This window comes from Candidatus Roizmanbacteria bacterium (assembly GCA_016700135.1).
Taxonomy (GTDB): domain Bacteria; phylum Patescibacteriota; class Microgenomatia; order UBA1406; family GWC2-37-13; genus UBA1450.
Map to the genome: position 1 here is coordinate 1136182 of CP065004.1, position 16019 is coordinate 1152200.

General features: G+C 42.7%; 19 protein-coding genes and 1 tRNA gene. 4 read left to right on the top strand and 16 right to left on the bottom strand.

Annotation, left to right across the window (positions count from 1 at the left end):
* The first annotated feature begins 27 nt into the window (after positions 1 to 27).
* Positions 28 to 747 carry a hypothetical protein gene (locus IPM65_06000; GenBank protein ID QQS43665.1) on the top strand — a complete coding sequence of 240 codons (720 nt, stop codon included), beginning with the start codon at positions 28 to 30 and terminating at the stop codon, positions 745 to 747.
* Here the strand turns inward: IPM65_06000 and IPM65_06005 are convergent.
* The 4 genes from IPM65_06005 to IPM65_06020 all read right to left on the bottom strand — a co-directional run bounded on the left by IPM65_06005 (position 671) and on the right by IPM65_06020 (position 3361).
* Complete coding sequence (locus IPM65_06005) at positions 671 to 1102, bottom strand: hypothetical protein (GenBank protein QQS43666.1); 432 nt, start codon at positions 1100 to 1102, stop codon at positions 671 to 673. The two genes, IPM65_06000 and IPM65_06005, sit on opposite strands and share 77 nt — an antisense overlap.
* Position 1103: 1 nt before the next feature.
* Positions 1104 to 2126: a hypothetical protein gene (locus IPM65_06010; GenBank protein ID QQS43667.1), complete on the bottom strand. Its 1023-nt coding sequence runs from the start codon at positions 2124 to 2126 to the stop codon at positions 1104 to 1106.
* Between the two features lie 73 nt (positions 2127 to 2199).
* A complete protein-coding gene (locus tag IPM65_06015; protein QQS43668.1) occupies positions 2200 to 2727 on the bottom strand; it encodes a hypothetical protein in 528 nt (175 codons plus the stop codon).
* A 214-nt stretch (positions 2728 to 2941) separates the two neighbouring features.
* Positions 2942 to 3361 carry a hypothetical protein gene (locus IPM65_06020; GenBank protein QQS43669.1) on the bottom strand — a complete coding sequence of 140 codons (420 nt, stop codon included), beginning with the start codon at positions 3359 to 3361 and terminating at the stop codon, positions 2942 to 2944.
* A 511-nt stretch (positions 3362 to 3872) separates the two neighbouring features.
* Between IPM65_06020 and IPM65_06025 the strand changes: the two genes are divergently transcribed.
* Positions 3873 to 4412 carry a DoxX family membrane protein gene (locus IPM65_06025; GenBank protein QQS44726.1) on the top strand — a complete coding sequence of 180 codons (540 nt, stop codon included), beginning with the start codon at positions 3873 to 3875 and terminating at the stop codon, positions 4410 to 4412.
* Positions 4413 to 4753: 341 nt separating this feature from the next.
* Here the strand turns inward: IPM65_06025 and IPM65_06030 are convergent, their stop codons facing one another.
* The 5 genes from IPM65_06030 to IPM65_06050 all read right to left on the bottom strand — a co-directional run bounded on the left by IPM65_06030 (position 4754) and on the right by IPM65_06050 (position 7651).
* Positions 4754 to 5053, bottom strand: coding sequence for a hypothetical protein (locus IPM65_06030; protein QQS43670.1), 300 nt, complete (start codon positions 5051 to 5053; stop codon positions 4754 to 4756).
* 230 nt (positions 5054 to 5283) lie between these two features.
* Positions 5284 to 5934, bottom strand: a complete 651-nt coding sequence (locus IPM65_06035; protein ID QQS43671.1) for a YdcF family protein — start codon at positions 5932 to 5934, stop codon at positions 5284 to 5286.
* A gap of 55 nt (positions 5935 to 5989) precedes the next feature.
* Positions 5990 to 6427, bottom strand: coding sequence for a hypothetical protein (locus IPM65_06040; protein ID QQS43672.1), 438 nt, complete (start codon positions 6425 to 6427; stop codon positions 5990 to 5992).
* An 89-nt stretch (positions 6428 to 6516) separates the two neighbouring features.
* A complete protein-coding gene (locus IPM65_06045) occupies positions 6517 to 7458 on the bottom strand; it encodes a hypothetical protein (GenBank protein QQS43673.1) in 942 nt (313 codons plus the stop codon).
* 119 nt (positions 7459 to 7577) lie between these two features.
* Positions 7578 to 7651, bottom strand: a tRNA-Glu gene (locus tag IPM65_06050).
* A gap of 157 nt (positions 7652 to 7808) precedes the next feature.
* Here IPM65_06050 and IPM65_06055 point away from each other — a divergent pair.
* Positions 7809 to 7949 carry a hypothetical protein gene (locus tag IPM65_06055; protein ID QQS43674.1) on the top strand — a complete coding sequence of 47 codons (141 nt, stop codon included), beginning with the start codon at positions 7809 to 7811 and terminating at the stop codon, positions 7947 to 7949.
* Positions 7950 to 7961: 12 nt separating this feature from the next.
* Positions 7962 to 8459, top strand: coding sequence for a type II toxin-antitoxin system death-on-curing family toxin (locus tag IPM65_06060; protein QQS43675.1), 498 nt, complete (start codon positions 7962 to 7964; stop codon positions 8457 to 8459).
* Here IPM65_06060 and IPM65_06065 read toward each other — a convergent pair.
* From IPM65_06065 to atpG, 7 genes are all read right to left on the bottom strand, one after another.
* Positions 8448 to 8825 carry a YraN family protein gene (locus tag IPM65_06065; GenBank protein ID QQS43676.1) on the bottom strand — a complete coding sequence of 126 codons (378 nt, stop codon included), beginning with the start codon at positions 8823 to 8825 and terminating at the stop codon, positions 8448 to 8450. The two genes, IPM65_06060 and IPM65_06065, sit on opposite strands and share 12 nt — an antisense overlap.
* A 63-nt stretch (positions 8826 to 8888) precedes the next feature.
* On the bottom strand, positions 8889 to 9224 hold the full coding sequence (gene rplS, locus IPM65_06070; GenBank protein ID QQS43677.1) for a 50S ribosomal protein L19: 336 nt from the start codon (positions 9222 to 9224) through the stop codon (positions 8889 to 8891).
* 56 nt (positions 9225 to 9280) lie between these two features.
* Positions 9281 to 10969 carry a CTP synthase gene (locus IPM65_06075; GenBank protein ID QQS43678.1) on the bottom strand — a complete coding sequence of 563 codons (1689 nt, stop codon included), beginning with the start codon at positions 10967 to 10969 and terminating at the stop codon, positions 9281 to 9283.
* 20 nt (positions 10970 to 10989) lie between these two features.
* Complete coding sequence (gene topA / locus IPM65_06080; protein ID QQS43679.1) at positions 10990 to 13140, bottom strand: type I DNA topoisomerase; 2151 nt, start codon at positions 13138 to 13140, stop codon at positions 10990 to 10992.
* A gap of 65 nt (positions 13141 to 13205) precedes the next feature.
* Positions 13206 to 13619 carry an ATP synthase F1 subunit epsilon gene (gene atpC, locus IPM65_06085; GenBank protein ID QQS43680.1) on the bottom strand — a complete coding sequence of 138 codons (414 nt, stop codon included), beginning with the start codon at positions 13617 to 13619 and terminating at the stop codon, positions 13206 to 13208.
* Positions 13619 to 14998 (bottom strand): F0F1 ATP synthase subunit beta, encoded by a 1380-nt coding sequence (locus IPM65_06090; protein ID QQS43681.1) that lies wholly within the window; start codon positions 14996 to 14998, stop codon positions 13619 to 13621. Before IPM65_06090 ends, atpC begins: the two co-directional genes overlap by 1 nt.
* A gap of 122 nt (positions 14999 to 15120) precedes the next feature.
* Positions 15121 to 16002, bottom strand: a complete 882-nt coding sequence (gene atpG, locus IPM65_06095) for an ATP synthase F1 subunit gamma (GenBank protein ID QQS43682.1) — start codon at positions 16000 to 16002, stop codon at positions 15121 to 15123.
* Positions 16003 to 16019: the final 17 nt, after the last annotated feature.

The following is a 16019-nucleotide window of genomic DNA, read 5'->3' on the forward strand; positions in this document are numbered from 1 at the left end:
CAGCCATAAGTGTTTTATAATAAACCCATGCCGATATTTGAGCTTCCGAAACCGACTATTATTTCCGCGGATTCATCAACGGGATCAGGAATTGTGTTTCATCCCGACAGCGGATTTATTTCACATACGGCCCAAAAGCACGAAAAACCAGACGGTGAAGCTGCTCGAATGGCTTCGTACCGGCTGGGAGTTCTTCCTTCAGGTGAGGTTCTTGCTTCGTATGACATTCATTTACCTGCGGGAACAGCGAGTGTATCAGTGTATGAAAACGGAGGAGACGAAATCGCAGCAGATTTTTCGATACAGGCACATGATTGGGAAAGAGAGCAGATATTAGCTGAGTCGGTATTTTCTCCGCGTTTATTATCAACCGTCGTTCGGGGTGCTCATATTTTTTTTGGCTGCACTGTCGAACGAGCAGCTTCAGGACAACATTGCGTTGAGGTCTATGATTTGAACGAAAATAAAAGTATCAAGTCACTTCAAACGGCATTGAAAGAAGATGAACAAGCGGTCATTGACGGTGTACGGGTATATTGCCGTGGAGGATACATTTCGCTGCGGATGGAGGCAATGGGTTATACTTCAGGTATTGTCCTTCCGTTCAGCCTGCCGTTTGAAAGATACAGAGAGATGCAGGACGTACTCAAACAGCCAAATCCTCTCGATTTCAATCCTCTGGACGTTCCGATCCCTCATCTGGGAACATCGGTTCGTTTTGCCCGTGATGATATTTATCGGCAGTAGGTTCAGCGCAGTTCTGCTGTGCATTAAGATATCGGGCGATTGAATGACCTGCAAAACCCATCATTCGGAAGATGCCGATTCCCGTACCGAAGGTCACTCCCGTCGTAATTTCCGCTTTTGCCGCGACATCACAATATGCTGGGACAAAATCTTTTCCTAACAGTGATTGGGTTGTCCGATCATATAGTTGCTGCGCTTCTTCAGGAGCCGTGTCATAAAGTTGTTGAGTTGCATCACATATATAGTTTGGTGTACCTTCATCCTGTGTCAGGCGTACTCCGTGAAAAATAAGTCCTGCTCCTACGACGGCCCGTACGGTTTTCCCTAAAAACGCTCTTCTGGATATGCGTTCCATATTAGTGTAATCCGGCAATGTCTAATAACTCATCAGTCGTAAGCGACTCAATCGGGGATGTAAGGTACGGATTTATGTGTTCTATAAGGTAATTTGCAAATAAACCGTTGAGAACGGTACCTGAGTGGATTCCGTCCGATAGAAACAAATTTTGAGGATTATTCTGCCCGATATACTGGTCAAGAATGATATCTCCGACTTTTACCTGATAATCAGTCTCACTTCCCCGCAAGCCCTGGAAAAAGTCATTTGTCTCAATAATATGTGCCCCATATTTTTCAGCTACATCTGCAATTTTAGCGTTAGTTTCATTGATGACTTGCGTGACGAGATACCGTTTATAAGGAAGCGGGAAACCGATTTTAACCGCTGTGTGATTTCCCCAATCAGGGATTGTTACGATAAAAATTTCGGGGTCGCCTGCAGCCTGAAGCGTTTCAACTGCTGTTTGAATATCCGCGACTATGAGATTCTCCTTTTGAATAATGTCTTCCCGACTCATTTCTTCGTTATAAATTGCACTATATGCATTGTCATACAGATACGGGGCAAAATCATTCGCTCCGATATAGATTACTACTACGTTTACTTCTCCGCTTTTAACATACTGGGCCAGTCCGGCATGCTGGTCAGATGAAATCATGGACGCAGCAGTGGCACCTGACCGGGCAAAATTGTATTCATACCCCTGTCTTCTGGGTTCTTCATAATAATTCCATGTTCCGAAGTTGACATTTCTTTTATTTGCCAAAATCTCAACCCAATTATACGTAGAGGTCGGATAATTCGTCCCGCGTTTGTCATCAGCACGGTATTCGTCTGACTGGCTGTCTCCCAGTATACCGATCCCTTTCAAAGGAACTTGCTCGATGGGTGTAGGTTTGACCAAGTACTTCTGAATTTGATCGATGACAAATTGAGGTTTCCATGTGAGCATCACAACACCCGAAATGAATGCCATAACGGCAATAAAAAGCATAAAATAAAATGCTGCTTTCAGAATATTGATGAGGGTGTTTTGCATGTCGTATTGTATCAAATATGAGATTTGGCTCCCGGTGCATGCGCACCGGGAGCCTTGAACAAAGATGACCGGGCTATTGGCCGATAACGGGAGTGGTCAACCGACAGTAGTCGATTTCCCACGTTTCCAGTTTGTCGGCATTGAAGGTCTCGCTGTCACGCACGGCGGCGACAGCCTCAAACTGGTGACGGCATTTGAACTCCACAGAGTCACCAGGGAGCAACACAGATGCCTTCGAATCCGTGACCTTGAGAATGACAATGCTGCCAACGGGAGCAAGTTCGGAATCCGATGACTGGACATGCAAGCGGACGAATCCCTTGCCGCCGAATTCCGGTCCGAAATAGCTGCCGTATGCGCCGTAGGCACTCCCTGCCATTGACCCCCGTGCGGGTGCGGTTTGGCGAACAAGACTCTCGACATCTCCGATCACGACACCCGCGATGAGGTATACACCATCATCGACGGGCATGCCATCAGGATTCGCGAGGAAAGCTTGCGGGCTGTCACTGCTCGGCTGTGGCGCGCGGTCTGCCATACAGCCTGCAAGCAATGCTGCAAGCAGAACCAATACTACCAAACCACTGAAACGCGTTTTCATTGTAAAATCCTCTCTTAAGTTATAGGTTGAACTGACCGTATTGACGAGAATTGCTTCTCACCAATAGTAGTCAGTTCAAATTAGCCCGATCTGTCAATGTGCATATCATTTATCCGCACCCTTTGTATGTTAGCTTTTATACATACTCAAAAGCAGATAATGATATATGTATATTATGCTATAGGTTATCAGAAGATTAAAGAGAAGTATTTTTTTACACTCCGTTTACTAAAGCAAAAAGACTGCGAATTGCCGATTCGGAAGAACCGTACCGGAACGCCCGCAACTGATTGATTTGAGAAAGATAATACAACTGCTCCTCTCTCGTGAGTATAATTCCCACATTCGGTACCTGGTTCAGTTCATAATAAATCGGTGAAAGTAATAATGGATCAGTGCGCTCGTTGAGACCGTCAAATCCTCCCTGAAGACATACCGCTCCGATTCCCTGAAGGGTTAATTCCTTTGCAACATTGTAGCTTCTGCCGCTTCCGTGATTGCAGATGGTCACAACCTGCAGGCCGTTTGATACCATTCTGGCAAGTCTTCCGTTTAATATTTCTTCCGTGTTTATCCCGTAATCTTTTCTTGCGAGAGTTTCGGTGATTGGTGAAGGTTGAGGAAGCTCAGTCATAGATGGTGTCAGTATTTCAAATCTGAATGAAATAATGAACTATTGTATCACAGGAACGGACATAATTCGGAGATATCATGTTTCCGGGACTCAGAATCGAAATCAGACACGCGGTTGACCGATAATAAGATTCTATAAATACCATAATGAATGATATAATATTTCTTCTCTGTAAATACAAAAGCTGTATTCTACCGGGACTGTTCTTTAACAATACGATTTGTACTTACTTTATTAACTTTGGTATAGAGAGGTTTTATTGACCTTTGTATGCCAAAATTAATCTGGTCACCTGAAGAAAGGAGAATGGGGCCTGAGGTGTAAAACCTTACTTTGGTAGATTGTATCGGACCGTTTAGTCTATAAAGGAGAAACACACATGTTCGGTAAGCTCGGAGTTGTGGTACTTGCAGCTTTGTTCGGATGGATGCTCATGGGAATGCGCGGGCTGCTGATCGGAGGAGCCGCTGCAGCAGTCGGTGTCTTTTTCTTTGCGCGGGCTGCCACGCCCGTGGTCGTTGAGGAACCTCCCCTTTCACGCTTTCTCTTTGAAAGTACCGGTTCCGCCCCTCTTTGGCTCGCACTCCCCATTCTGGTGGGCTACGAATGGCTTGAAGCCGGTTTTCACAAGTTGGAAGACCCCGCCTGGCACAACGGTGAGGCGATCCTCGGTTTTTGGACACGTGCCGCGTCTATTCCGGCAGAAGGCCGTCCGCTCGTCTCGTTTGACTGGTGGCGGTCGTTCCTGCAGTTCATGATCGATGCTGAATGGCACAGGTGGTTCGGGCCGTTGATCATGTACTCGGAAGTATTGGTCGGCATTGCGTTGATCATCGGCCTTTTCACGGGCATTGCCGCTTTCGGCGGTGGGTTCATGAACTGGTCGTTCATGATGTCTGGAAGTGCCAGCTCAAATCCGATGCTCTTTGCGTTCTCGGTGCTGCTGGTGCTTGCGTGGCGTGTGGCAGGGTGGTACGGCATTGACCGTTTCCTTCTCCCGATTCTCGGGACACCATGGCGGCCGGGCCGTGTGTTCCACGCGGAGACATAGTACAAGTCGTATACTGCATCCTGCCTTCGGGCAGGGTGCAGATATACACCTTTTAACTGTTTTATTTATTCCAAAGAAAAACCGCCTGATGATCTGATGAAACTTCATCATGCCATGAGGCGGCGTTTCTCTTGTACGTAAGCTTGTAGCTTACTCGTGCGGATTGTCCGCAGATGTCAGTGCAGATGGTTATCTGCATTGTGATATTGCCCAACGATTTTATTCGTTAAGCAGGTGTATTCTGTTGTAACTTCTGCACAAGCAGGTATGCTTATTTGTGATCACGCTCGTCGATGAACGGATCGCGCTGGTACTGCTTCCAGTGAGCCGTTAGTTCTTCGTTAGCAAGAAGCTTCTGCAGCTTGTTCTCCGAAAAGTTGTCCCTGGATCTCGTGTCCCTTGACGCCGGCCCATTCCTGGGAGTCCCGGATCCGGGAGTAGACATCGCTCGCGACGCCGCCGATATACGGCTCGCCGCACGAGATGGAAGTCACATTCCCGTTTTGGTCGTAATAGGTCACACAGCCCTGCTGAGAAATTTCATCAGAATCCGCGGCATGCGCCTCAGCTGGCGCACTGACAAAACTGACCATCGTCATCATAATTGCTGCGATGACCAAGGTCATAAAGCGCTGAAGCATGATACTCTCCTCTTAGGGTACTTCTGAAATAAAAGGTGCGTGTAGAGCAAACCGCCTTCCACGTTTTGCTCTCCGTGTCAACTCGGATGACTGGACATCGGGAGCTGTTCCCTCTGCACGTTACACGCCAAGTTTTTGACGTTCAAATTATATCATAGTAGATCATTAAAATCAAACTATAGGTCATATAGAGAAGATGTAAACTTTGGAATTCAGTCCATTGTATATTGTTATATCTGATTCAGAAGTTTATAGAGTATCAAGGCGAAAGCTTCCCGACGCGAATCGCGATTAGTGAAGGGTTTATTTTTGTCCTGGTCCCAGCAGACGCTTTCAACAGCAGGTGACAAAGAGTAGTCGTAATGCAGTTTTGAAGCAACCAGTTTTGCTCGGGCAATATGATACGGATCAGTCACTATAATGACTGAATCTAATTTTGCATCTGTAAGTATTTCCTTTGAGAATGCAAAATTTTCATAGGTCGATGTTGATTTGTTCTCAATAAGAATATCCTCAGTAGGTACGCCAGCTGCAATGGCAAATTTTTTCATATTCTCAGCTTCGTTTATGTTTGTACCTTCATCATTCCCTCCCGACATGAGAATTTTTGGTGCAAAACCTTCTTTATAAAGTTCAACTGCATGATCTACACGGGCAATAACACACGGATTATAACGGGGCTTCTTTACAAATCCTTTTTGATTACAGATAGGTCCGTAGCATGAATTATCAGATTTGATAGTTCCGCCCAACACTATAATTACATCGGATTTGACTTTTGTTTCATGTTCTGCCCTACTGTCGATGTAGATGAGTAATGAGATATATAAAACAAAAGCTGATGCAGCAAGGACAGCAAAAATTATGAGAAATTTCTTCATAATGATATTATAGCTCAGTAGTACCTGCGAATACCGGATCCCTAAATGTGTGGATTTATGAAGATTCCTTAGTAGAAAATGTTTGAATGAATAGTAGTTCACGGGCGATTTCATCAATAATATCAGTATCCATAGCTTGTTCTAAAAACATAAAATTCAATCCACATTGAGATCCAATCATTGTCCAATATGCTTTAGGTGAAATTCTTGTTTCATTCTGTTGATTATATACTTCATATTCTCCCCAAAATCTCTCGTAAAATCCTTCAGAATATCCTTTGGGTATATCAATTTCACTTCTTTGTTTTCTAAAAGCTCTTAGTTCTTCCAGTTCTGTAGGTGATAGATGTTTTATACTTGGTGCAGGACTTGAGTTGTATTTAGCATAAAGCCAGCGGTATTTTACATATTCGACAGGATAGTCTCCTCTTAGGAGACGATCTAATTCCGCTTCATTTCTTTGGTCGTTTAATGATTTTCCTTCGTTATTCATAATTAGCATGAATTATAGCGGATAAAGAAAGGAAAGTCAATACTATAGGTTATTATTCAATACCTAGTGGTATATTCATTTAATTAGTATTAACGGTTCTTATATCCACGCTGCATATAAGCCCGTAATACGTTTTCTATTTCGTGTTCGTCTTTTTCCATATCCGCTACAAATCGTGCAAATATCCCCTCTCCGTATTCAGACTCTTTTCGTAGAAGATCTAACACATAATCAAAATCCGTATGTCTGAATGCTTTCAGAAGTATTCTCCAGTCTACGAGTTCCATTGCTTTGAATACTGATTCTGTAAAATGAGGATGCTGTTCATTTCTGGCAATTTGTAATTTTTGTTGTCTAATATCTCTTTCAAATCTACCGATATTTCCGTTTCTTTGATCAATTTCTGAGGTCACCAATTCAAATATTGTCGGATAAATCTCATCGTAAATTCCGGCCAATTGACCGCTTACAGTGGCAACCAGATATCCATCAACTAACAGATGCTCAGTTGCTCCATTTTTCAAAACTTGTACCGGTCCTTCAAGCTTTAAACCCATTTGTCTAAATTGCTGCAAGAATTGATTGATTTGTGTTTGTCTATCCTCTGGCAATTGTTCAAGTGAAGTAGTTTGTGCCCGAGAATAATTATCGGTTGCCAACTCATGTGCGAGATATCGCTTAAGGTTCCTATCCGGAACAATTAAGGCACTTTCAGCTATTGAAATTGTTCTTGTGAGAGAATCATATTGAGCGATTTTCTTTTCTTCCGAGAGTTCGTGTTGTTCCTTGCTTTCAGCAGTTCCCTCTTCAACCATTTGTGCCCATATGGGAGTCCCTTTGAGTTGCTGTATTTCCGGATGAGATAATAGGGATAAAGAGGGATTGGAGTTAATTTGAAGTCTTGGTAAAAGAAAATCCAAATCAGGCCGCTCTTCTGCTGGAAAGCCGCCTTTAGACCATACCTGTCGATCCAGTGACCGAGCCATCTCAACTAAGCGATTACGTTGTTCATTTTCTTGTGTTTCCGGCATTTCTATATTATAGGACAGTAGATGCAGTTTTCAAAGTATAAATGTTGCCTCGGACATAAACTTCTCATCCAGTTAAATACATAAAAAAAGACCCGGATAAACCGAGTCTTTTTTCAGAGTGACCCCATGGGGATTCGAACCCCAGATTCCATGGATGAAAACCATGTGTCCTAGGCCGCTAGACGATGGGGCCGTCTAAAACTGAACCTTTATTTTAACAAATCCGATCCGATTTTTCCAACTCAATGCGTTTTGTGATTTATTACAGATCTCTTCACAAACATTTATTTCCCTTCTACAAATCGTTATTATAATGTGAACGTCGTGATTATATAGTACAATATATCAATATGAAATTCGTCGTACGATTTTTTGACAAAATGTGGAACCGTGACAAAACGGAGACAAAACGGGAAGCCAAAACCAAACAGTTTGCAAAAGAAGTAACGCAAAAGTATCAAAAGACATTGCGGCGTCTTTCCTATGAGTAACGGTCATCTTCTATGCATTATCTTGATCATGATGATTTTCAGATAATCTGCAAGGTTCTATCGGATTTTTTCAAGAAGGTAAAAGATCCGCCCCCGAATTACAGTCATACGTATTTTGAGAAGCTGGACAGCATCATTTCAATACCCAGAAGGACCTTTGATAAACAAGACCTATACCCTACCCTTTTTCATAAAGCTGCCTGCTATCTGTATTTTATTAACAAGTTGCATCCCTTCAACAACGGAAATAAGCGCATATCAATTGTCGCAACCGGTGTATTCCTCCGCTACAACAACTATGAACTCGATGTTGATGAGGATACCCTGTACGCATTCGCAAAGGAAGTGACACAGTCGCATAAACAGGATGAAGAGTTTGCAAAGGTTGTAGAGTTCGTAAAAAAATACTCACGACGGACTGACGGACGAAGATTTCCCGATTTGTTGAGCTGGCTTCAGTATATATTCAAAAACGCGAAAATCCCGAACTTTACTCCGCTAAAGAAATAAGTCAGTGGAGAGGTTCGGATAGTACTTCATTTCAAGCATAGTATTATCTTCGGAAAGTCGTATACCAATGACATCTATCTGAAATTTCTTGTTGTACAGTGCGTTGGAGTGAATATAAAACTGTACAGTACGAAGAAGTTTTGTTATTTTATGATACGTAACTGCTTCGACCGGTAACCCCTGTTTTGTAGACTTCCTGGTCTTTACTTCGACAAAATGTATTACGTTATTCTTTTCAGCGATGATATCAATCTCTCCCCATCGTGATGTGCTGTTCTTGGCATAAATAGCGTATCCTTTTGATTTCAGGAAAGCTATGGCAATTGATTCTCCGTATGAACCGGTCTTCTTATTATCGTAGGACATATGATGTGTAATTACACCATAGTACTATTATCCGTATGAAAATACAATTGAGAAGAAAAAATATTATTTCTGTCTGTAGAGTTTCTGTCGCATCTTTTTGCCTGAAAGATCACGGATGAAGTATGCCCGTGCTTTTTTGAATTCAGACTTTTTCTCGACTTTGATATCGTCGATAAAAGGAGATGACAAAGGAAAAATTCTCTCGACACCGATACCGCTTTTTGAAATTTTGCGGACCGTGATCATGCGTGTTGCTTCAGATGCACCGCGGATTTTGATGACAATACCGGAAAACTGCTGAATACGTTCTTTATCGTCTGTTTCCTTGATTTTGTAGTCAACAGCAACAGTGTCTCCGATTGAGAGGCTATTGTCTTTGTATTGTATTGCGTTTGCCATAGATAGAGTATTATACGAGAGATTGCAGAAAAAATCAAAGGAAATTGCAAAGAAGATTACTTGTTGTGTTCCTTTGCTGCTTCAATGAATGCAACGAATAACGGATGCGGGGTAAGAGGGCGGCTTTTATACTCAGGATGTCCCTGTGTCCCGATATAGAAAGGATGCGAATCTTCCGGAAGTTCGACGATTTCGGCCAGTTGCTCCACAACTGATCGTGCTGAAATCTTCATACCGTTCTTTTCAAACTGGTCTGTGTAATCGTCATTGAACTCATAACGATGACGATGGCGTTCACTTGTGATTCCGTCTTCACTGATGGGTCCGCCGTATTTCTTATAAAAATCATATGCGCGTGAATCTTTTTGTACTTTTGCTTCCCATGCTCCAAGTCTCATAGTACCGCCGTATGCCCTTCGTTCCATGAGCTCCTTCTGTGACGGGATGATATGGATGACGGGATTTACACCTTCAGGAGAGTTCTCAGCAGTGTTTGCATCTTTGATACCGATCACATGACGCGCAAATGCCACACAAGCAAGCTGCATGCCATAGCAAAGTCCCAAGTATGGAATCTTTTTTACTCTTGCGTAGTTTGCTGCTGCAATCATGCCTTCTGCTCCACGCTCTCCCCAACCGATCGGGACAATCAGCCCGTCCGGTGTTCCGACAATTTCGGCAATTTTTTCCATTGCTTCCTCGTCTGACAATCCGTCAAATTCAAGCTTTTCAGAGTTCACCCACTTGGTCTTTACTTCTACACCTACCTGCCACTTCGCATGGTCAATAGCATCAAACAGAGCTGCGTATGAGTCTTTCAGCTGGTAATCACCCGTTCCGAAGTACTTACCGACAATGGCTATTTCTACCGTCTTCTCTTTTTTTGTATTAATTTCCTCAACGAGTTTTGTCCAATCAGCCAGTTCAGGCTCTCTTACTTCAAGATGAAGCTTCTCAAGTATTTTTTTATCCATGTTTTGCTCATGCAGTGTTAGAGGAATTTCATAGATATTATTCAAATCAGGATTCGAAATGATCTCATCGGGATGCATATTGCAAAACAATGCAAAACGGTCTTTTCGTCTTTTATCAAGTTTTTTTGTAGATCTTGCGACGATGAAGTCCGGCTGAATGCCCATAGAATTGAGTGTGCGTACGGAAAGCTGTGTCGGCTTTGTTTTCGGCTCTCCCAAGTGTCCCGGTGTCGGAACATAGCTCACGTGTACGTGAATGACATCGTTCGGTTTTCTTAGTGTAAGGATGCGGGATGCTTCATAGTAAAAAATGTTCTGATACTCTCCTGCCGTGCCGCCGAGTTCGATAATGACAATATCTGACTTGTTTTTCTCAGCAACAATATGAATGCGGCGGATAATTTCATCCGTGATGTGAGGAATAGCTTCGACATCTTCTCCGTTGTATTCGAATCTGCGTTCACGGTCGATAACCGTTTTGTAGATCTTTCCCATTGTGACAAAGTTGTCCTTTGTCATGTTCTCACCCAAAAATTTTTCATACGTACCCATATCCATATCGGCTTCTGTACCGTCTTCACAAAGGAACGGATCACCGTGTTCAATAGGATTTATAGTACCGGCATCAAGATTCAGATAGTTTTCAAATTTGATCGGAGAGACTTTGTATCCTGCCTGTTTGAGAAGAAGAGCGATCGAAGCGGTTGTAACGCCTTTTCCAATACCTGAAATAACACCACCGGAAACGAAAATATATTTCAAACCTTGCATATGTAATTTTACTACATAACTTATTTTTTGTTAACAGATTTTTTTGTTTTTGATTTTACCGCTGATTTCTTTGGTTTAGCGGTTTTTTTCACCGTTTTGTCCGGCTTTTTTTCCGCTGATGCTTTTGCGGGTTTCTCATCAACCTTCAGCGCCCACTGCACATGTTTACATGTCGGATAATTCTCACAACCATAAAATCGCTTTCCTCCGCGACTGTATCGTATCACCAATCGGCCGTTGCATTGAGGACAGTTATATCCGTTTACATATCTCAAATTGGGTTTGATGTATTTGCAGTCAGGATAACCGCTGCAGGCATAGAATTTACCGTATTTTCCGTATCTGGCGACAAGGTCCGATCCGCACTTCGGGCATTTTTCTTCAAGTTTATCTTCTGCAACATCAATGGTCCCTGTATCTTTCTTGCGTACATTAAGTTCAGTTTCAAACGGAGAATAAAAATGCTTCAATACATCCAGCAGTTTTTTGTCTCCGTTTGCAATATCGTCAAGATCATCTTCCATGTGAGCGGTAAATGTCAGGCCAAAAATATCAGGAAACGCTTCTGAAAGATAATTCGAAATACTGCCGCCGAGCGGAGTTGGCTTAAGATATCTGTGTTCTTTCTCGACGTAATGTTTATCAATGATCAACGAAATAATACTGGCATAAGTTGAAGGACGGCCGATACCTTTTTCTTCAAGCGTTTTGATCAGAGATGCCTCACTATATCTGTACGGCGGTTTGGTCTCTTTTTCTTCAATATCCAGTTTTTCCAGTGTGACGTTTTCCGTGTCTGATTTTTTCAATTCGGTCGTGTTGTTCTTGACGAAAGCCGGTGAAAGAACCCTTAAAAATCCGTCAAATATGACCTGTTGATGAGTTGCTTCAAATTCATATCCTTTACCGCTTGTGATTTTGATTGTGCTTTCTTTGATTTCCGCTTCTTTCATCTGAGTTGCAAGAGCACGATAATAAATAAGCTCATACAGTTTCTTCTCCTGAATACTCATCTTTTTATTCTTAATTTCACGCGGTGACCGTTCGGCTTTAGTCGGTCGTATGGCTTCATGAGCTTCCTGCGCATTCTTAGATTTTGTACGGTATCCTCTCGGCTTTTCTAAAGCATATTTTTTGCCGTATGCAGATATGATGTAATCTTTTGCCGAAAAAACATATTTGGAAGAAAGATTAAACGAATCGGTACGGTGATAGGTAATAAGTCCTTTTTCATACAATGACTGTGCGATCCGCATTGTCAGTTTTGACGGATATCCGAGCTTTCGGAATGCTTCCTGCTGCAGAAGTGATGTTGTAAAGGGGGGCGGCGGATAGCGGTTTGCTATCTTTTCATCAATTGATGTTATCTTGAATGTATCCCCATTAAGATCTTTTTCAATTTCCTCAGATAATGTCTTGTCTATCGTAGTCTTTATAAATTCATATGAGCCGTCAAAAAGATCCAGTTTTGTTTTTACCTCATATTCTTTTCCGTCTTTTGCAATAAGTTTTGCTTTAATAGGTTCGGAGTTAATAAAGTTCCCATAGAGCTGGAAGTAGGGTGATTTATCGAATTTTTCAATCTCTTTCTCGCGTTCTACTATCAGTCTGAGAGCGACAGTCTGTACACGGCCAGCTGAGAGCCAGTTTTTCCCCATTTTTTTCCAAAGAAGTGGTGACAACTGGTATCCTACGATACGATCAAGAATACGTCGAGCCTGTTGTGCTTTTACCAGATCCTCGCGGAGATGCTCGGGGTTTTTCAGAGCTTCTTCAAGAGCTGACGGTGTAATCTCATGGAATACTATACGTTTGAGAGAATCTCTGTTTTTCAAATCAAAGTCAGGCCAGTTTTCATTTACAAATCCCAAAATATAAGCGACATGATAAGAGATGGATTCTCCTTCACGGTCCGGATCCGTGGCCAGAATAACTTCATTATGTTCCTTTGCAAGATCCTTGAGCTTTTCGACCATGTTCATCTTTTTTTCCATGATTTCATACTCAGGAGCGAATTCATGACTGAGGTCTACAGCCATTGATTTTGACGGAAGATCTCTGAAGTGGCCGACGGTTGCGAATACGAAGTAATCGCTTCCCCATTCTTTCGATTTCAAAATTCTGTTAAAGGTTCTTGCTTTTGTCGGTGACTCAACAACAATAAGGGCCATACAAATTATTTCTCAAACAATTGGTAAAACAGTGCAATAAGCAACAATAACGTAGTATAACAGATTTAAGCTTTTGCCTTCCTTCTCATTTTTGAAAGGAGTTTCATATCTACCATTGAGCGTCTCAATGTGCTGAGAGCTTCCGTTCGTTCGGCTTTATCTTCTACTTCTTCGAGGACTTTCTGTGCGCTTTCGATAGCTCTTTGGGTCATTTCCTCATTGATTTCATCCTGTCCGAATGCTCGGGAAACTAAAATCTGGATAGATTTGCCGTCAGTTTGCATATATCCTCCTCCGATAGACATGTATTGTTCTTCCTTCTCAGTCCGAATCGTAACGACTCCCTCCTTCAGTAGAGAGAGAAGATCAGAGTGCTTAGGAAGGATTGTCAGCTCTCCGGCCACTGTCGGCACTGTGATTGACGTCACATCCTTTTCAAAGGCCAGCTTTTTCGGTGTTATGACTTTTAGATGTATCATTATTTTACTTCGTCAATTGTCCCCACCATGTAGAAGGCACCTTCAGGTTTGTTATCATGCTTTCCTTCGAGGATTTCTCTGAATCCTTTGACGGTGTCTTCAATCTTGACATATTTTCCCGGACGTCCAGTGAACGGCTCAGCGACGTTCATCGGCTGTGTCAGGAAACGCTGCATTTTTCGTGCACGGCTTACTGCAAGTTTATCATCTTCTGAAAGTTCTTCCATACCGAGAATGGCGATAATATCCTGAAGATCCTTATATCTCTGAAGAGTTTTCAAAACTCCCTGTGCCACTTCGTAATGTTCTTCACCGACAACATCAGGTGCAAGTGCGCGCGATGTTGATGTCAGAGGATCGACTGCAGGGAACAATGCCTGTTCAGCGAGAGATCGTTCAAGTGTGATTGTCGCGTCAAGATGCGCGAATGTCGCGACTGGTGCGGGATCAGTATAATCGTCAGCAGGTACGTATACGGCCTGCAGAGATGTGATAGATCCTTTCTTTGTTGAAGTAATTCGCTCCTGAAGAGCAGCCATTTCCGTTGCAAGTGTCGGCTGATATCCTACAGCAGACGGGATGCGTCCGAGAAGTGCGGATACTTCAGCTCCGGCCTGTGCAAAACGGAAGATATTATCAATAAACAAAAGAACATCCATATTTTTTTCATCACGGAAGTATTCTGCTTCAGTGACACCGGTCAAAGCGACGCGGAGACGGTTACCAGGCGGTTCATTCATCTGTCCGTAAACCAGAACGGTACTGTCAAGAACTTTCGTTTCCTTCATTTCATTCCAGAGATCATTTCCTTCGCGGGTTCGTTCTCCCACTCCGGTAAATACTGATACTCCTTCATGCTGCTTGGCGACATTGTGAATAAGTTCCTGAATGGTAACTGTCTTTCCTACTCCTGCTCCTCCGAAAATGGCGGCTTTTCCTCCCTTTGCAAGCGGGGCAACAAGATCGATGACTTTAATACCTGTTTCAAACACTTCCTGTTTGACTGATTGCTCAGGGAGTGTCGGTGCCTGTCGGTGAATCGTTAGTTTCTTGTCAGTTTTGATATCTTTTCCTTCATCAATTACCTGTCCCTGGACGTTCAAAATACGTCCGAGTGCTTCTTCTCCGACAGGAACTTCGATCGGTTTACCGGTATTTGTTACAGTTGTTCCTCTTTGGAGGCCGTAAACGTCAGTAAGGGCTACAGTGCGGACTAATCCGGGCCCGATAACCGCTTCAACTTCCAAAGTGATTGATCCGAGTTTCTTATCTTCAATATGAAGAGCATCGTAAATCTCCGGTGTGTGACCTTCAGGAAACTGAACATCAACAACGACACCTCGAATTGAAATAATTTTACCTTCAGCTGTGTCTGCCATATTATTTTTGTAAATACTAACGTATGTCATTCTGAACCGTGGGTGAAGAATCCATTTTGTACTGGATCCTTCGCTTTCGCTCAGGATGACAAATGTCTAATTTGTAATAACTATTAATAAATTTATTGTTTGACGCTCTCTATCGCATTTATCATATCCAACAGTTCATATGTGATTTTTTCCTGTCGGAGTCTGTTTGATAACAGTGTCAATTGGTATATCAAATCGGATGCATTGTCTGTCGCGCTCTTCATCGCCATCATACGTGCTGAATGTTCTACTGCTTCGCTGCTGATAAGAGCTCCTCTTATTTTATTTTCGATAAAACTCATAAGCAAGCTTTCAAGAATTTCAGTGGGTGATGGTTCAATCAGAATGTCAGTATTTTCAAACTTCTTCTTTTCCTGACCTTCTTCTTTGATGTCTTCCTTTACTTCAACGCTGGTCAAAGGCAGAAGTGTCTCTTCAACAACCTGAGATCGCATGGTTGATATAAACTGACTGTAAATGATCGAAATGGATTTAAATTTCCCGGTCTGAAACTGTTCAAGCACAAAATCAAAAAGCGGCGATGCCTCAATAATCAGATTGCTTCCTGAAAAATCAGCAAGAATATGGGCATCCTGCAATCTGCCGAAAAACTGTGTTCCCTTGCTTCCGACAGTCACAAGCTCGACATCTTTGAAATCCTGGATTGCGGACAAAGCATACCGGAAAATATTGACATTGAAAGATCCTGCCAGTCCTTTATTCGATGAGACAACGATTACAAGGCGCTTCTCAGCTTGTGAGACATCAACCTGAAGAAGCTTCGCTTTTGACGGATCGACTTTTTTGATAAGTTTGGCAATAAGCTCCGTCAAGCCGTCACGATAAGGCCGGCTTTCTACTTCAAGCTGTTGAGCTTTTCGCATTTTCACCGCAGATACCATCTGCATAGCTTTGGTGATCTTGCGAACGTTTCTGATCGACTTATTTTTTTTTCTGACTGTTCGGATATTCATACAAATAGCTTATAGCT

Excerpts from the sequence above, each read along its gene's own strand:
- IPM65_06000 (QQS43665.1), top strand. The coding sequence starts at position 28 with ATGCCGATATTTGAGCTTCCGAAACCGACTATTATTTCCGCGGATTCA.
- IPM65_06005 (QQS43666.1), bottom strand. The coding sequence starts at position 1,102 with ATGGAACGCATATCCAGAAGAGCGTTTTTAGGGAAAACCGTACGGGCC.
- IPM65_06010 (QQS43667.1), bottom strand. The coding sequence starts at position 2,126 with ATGCAAAACACCCTCATCAATATTCTGAAAGCAGCATTTTATTTTATG.
- IPM65_06015 (QQS43668.1), bottom strand. The coding sequence starts at position 2,727 with ATGAAAACGCGTTTCAGTGGTTTGGTAGTATTGGTTCTGCTTGCAGCA.
- IPM65_06020 (QQS43669.1), bottom strand. The coding sequence starts at position 3,361 with ATGACTGAGCTTCCTCAACCTTCACCAATCACCGAAACTCTCGCAAGA.
- IPM65_06030 (QQS43670.1), bottom strand. The coding sequence starts at position 5,053 with ATGCTTCAGCGCTTTATGACCTTGGTCATCGCAGCAATTATGATGACG.
- IPM65_06035 (QQS43671.1), bottom strand. The coding sequence starts at position 5,934 with ATGAAGAAATTTCTCATAATTTTTGCTGTCCTTGCTGCATCAGCTTTT.
- IPM65_06040 (QQS43672.1), bottom strand. The coding sequence starts at position 6,427 with ATGAATAACGAAGGAAAATCATTAAACGACCAAAGAAATGAAGCGGAA.
- IPM65_06045 (QQS43673.1), bottom strand. The coding sequence starts at position 7,458 with ATGCCGGAAACACAAGAAAATGAACAACGTAATCGCTTAGTTGAGATG.
- IPM65_06055 (QQS43674.1), top strand. The coding sequence starts at position 7,809 with ATGAAATTCGTCGTACGATTTTTTGACAAAATGTGGAACCGTGACAAA.
- IPM65_06060 (QQS43675.1), top strand. The coding sequence starts at position 7,962 with ATGCATTATCTTGATCATGATGATTTTCAGATAATCTGCAAGGTTCTA.
- IPM65_06065 (QQS43676.1), bottom strand. The coding sequence starts at position 8,825 with ATGTCCTACGATAATAAGAAGACCGGTTCATACGGAGAATCAATTGCC.
- rplS (QQS43677.1), bottom strand. The coding sequence starts at position 9,224 with ATGGCAAACGCAATACAATACAAAGACAATAGCCTCTCAATCGGAGAC.
- IPM65_06075 (QQS43678.1), bottom strand. The coding sequence starts at position 10,969 with ATGCAAGGTTTGAAATATATTTTCGTTTCCGGTGGTGTTATTTCAGGT.
- topA (QQS43679.1), bottom strand. The coding sequence starts at position 13,140 with ATGGCCCTTATTGTTGTTGAGTCACCGACAAAAGCAAGAACCTTTAAC.
- atpC (QQS43680.1), bottom strand. The coding sequence starts at position 13,619 with ATGATACATCTAAAAGTCATAACACCGAAAAAGCTGGCCTTTGAAAAG.
- IPM65_06090 (QQS43681.1), bottom strand. The coding sequence starts at position 14,998 with ATGGCAGACACAGCTGAAGGTAAAATTATTTCAATTCGAGGTGTCGTT.
- atpG (QQS43682.1), bottom strand. The coding sequence starts at position 16,002 with ATGAATATCCGAACAGTCAGAAAAAAAAATAAGTCGATCAGAAACGTT.